At 74.2% G+C, this 2,180-nt stretch carries 2 protein-coding genes; both read left to right on the forward strand.

Annotated elements, in window-relative coordinates:
• On the forward strand, positions 1-1,317 hold a 1,317-nt coding region (locus HW445_RS27945; protein ID WP_180223646.1), incomplete at its 5' end, for a cysteine protease StiP family protein.
• The gene (locus HW445_RS27950; protein WP_180223647.1) at positions 1,314-2,168 is read left to right on the forward strand and encodes an HAD family hydrolase; all 855 of its coding nucleotides are present in this window, start codon (positions 1,314-1,316) and stop codon (positions 2,166-2,168) included. The genes HW445_RS27945 and HW445_RS27950, both read left to right, overlap by 4 nt.
• Positions 2,169-2,180: the final 12 nt, after the last annotated feature.

The raw sequence follows: 2,180 nt of genomic DNA on the forward strand, positions 1-2,180 counted from the left end.
GACACGCCCGCCCTGCACGCTCCCGAGGGGCTGCTCGCCCAGCTCGCCGCGCACACCCCGCAGGTGCTGCTCGCCGTCGTCCCCAGCCACGTCCCCGCGCGGACCGCCCGCCCGGGCGGCACCGCGCGCGTATCCGAAAGGCCCGCCATGCTGCCGGAGCCCCTCCGCGGACCGCACTTCTCCTCCTACGCCCCCGACGAGGTGGGCTGGCTGCTGCAGGACCTCTCCGACGTCACCCTCGAGGCGCCCACCGAGGAGCGCGAGGAGGCCATCCAGAGCGGCGGCGCCCACTACGCCGAGTCGCTGCCCGTCGAGTACCAGCCCAGCGAGGACTACCAGCGGCTCTTCACGGCCGCCCTGGACACCTCCGCCGCCCGGATCGCCGAGGCCGTCGGCGTGGTCACCGAGACCGTCCTCGCCGAGCGGTCACCGCGCGCCGGCCGGACCGTGCTGGTCTCGCTCGCCCGCGCCGGCACCCCCGTGGGCGTCCTGATGCGCCGCTGGGCCCGGCAACGGCACGGCCTCGACCTGCCGCACTACGCCGTCTCCATCGTCCGCGGCCGCGGCATCGACGCCAACGCCCTGCGGTATCTCGCCGCCCACCACGACCCGCGTGACGTCGTGTTCGTCGACGGCTGGACCGGCAAGGGCGCCATCACCCGCGAACTCAAGGCCGCCGTCGAGGAGTTCGAGGCGTCGGAGGGAATCACCGGCTTCGACCCGGAGATCGCGGTGCTCGCCGACCCCGGCTCCTGCGTGCGGACCTACGGCACCCGCGAGGACTTCCTCATCCCCTCCGCGTGCCTCAACTCGACCGTCTCCGGCCTGGTGTCCCGCACCGTGCTGCGCGCCGACCTGGTCGGACCGCACGACTACCACGGCGCCAAGTTCTACCGTGAGCTGGCCGGTTCGGACGTCTCCGTCACCTTCCTGGACGCCGTCTCGGCCCGCTTCGACGAGGTCGCCGAAGCGGGCGAGGCCCGCGCCAAGGAACTCCTCGCCGCGGACCGCACGCCCACCTGGGAGGGCTGGGCCGCCGTGGAGCGGATCAGCGAGGAGTACGGCATCCACGACGTCAACCTGGTGAAGCCCGGCGTGGGCGAGACCACCCGGGTGCTGCTGCGCCGGGTACCGTGGAAGATCCTGGCCCTCAAGGACGCGGGCGCCGACCTTGACCACGTCCGGCTGCTCGCCGCCCAGCGCGGGGTGCCGGTCGAGGAGGTGGACGAACTGCCCTACAGCTGCGTCGGACTCATCCACCCGCGCTACACGCGCGGCGCGACCGGCACCGACGGACGGACGGTGGCCGCACGATGACCGCTTCCCCCGCGCACCGCGCCGCCGAGTCCCATACCGGCGGCCCTCGCGCCGTCGTCGCCAGCGACCTGGACCGGACCCTCATCTACTCCACGGCCGCCCTCGCGCTCACCATGCCGGACCAGAACGCCCCCCGGCTGCTGTGCGTCGAGACCCACGAACACCGACCGCTCTCCTTCATGACCGAGACCGCGGCCGAACTCCTCGCCGAACTCGGGGACGCCGCCTGGTTCGTGCCCACCACCACCCGCACCCGCGCGCAGTACGAGCGGATCAGCCTGCCCGGCCCCGCGCCCCGCTACGCGATCTGCGCCAACGGCGGCCACCTCCTGGTCGACGGCGTCTCCGACCCCGACTGGCAGCGCACGGTGGCCGCCCGGCTCGCCGAGCAGTGCGCCCCGCTCGACGAGGTCACGGCACACCTCGCGCGCACCGCCGCCCCCGAGTGGCTGCGCAAGCACCGGGTCGCCGAGGACCTCTTCGCCTACCTGGTCGTCGAGCGTGACCTGCTGCCCCCGCAGTGGGTGAAGGACCTCGCGGAATGGGCGGAGAACCGGGGCTGGACCGTCTCCCTCCAAGGCCGCAAGATCTACGCCGTGCCCAAGCCGCTCACCAAGAGCGCGGCGGTTCGCGAGGTCGCCCGCCGCACCGGGACCCACCTGGTCCTCGGCGCCGGCGACTCCCTCCTCGACGCCGACCTCCTCCTCGCCGCCGACCGCGGCTGGCGTCCCAACCACGGTGAACTCGCCGACAGCGGCTGGGGCGCGCCGACGGTGGTCCCGCTGGTGGAGCGGGGCGTGCTCGCCGGGGAACGGATCCTGCGGGAGTTCCTCGCGGCGGCGCGGGCGTAGGGCCCCCGCCCG

This window comes from Streptomyces sp. UH6, from assembly GCF_013421635.1.
In the GTDB taxonomy this organism is placed as follows: domain Bacteria; phylum Actinomycetota; class Actinomycetes; order Streptomycetales; family Streptomycetaceae; genus Streptomyces; species Streptomyces abyssomicinicus.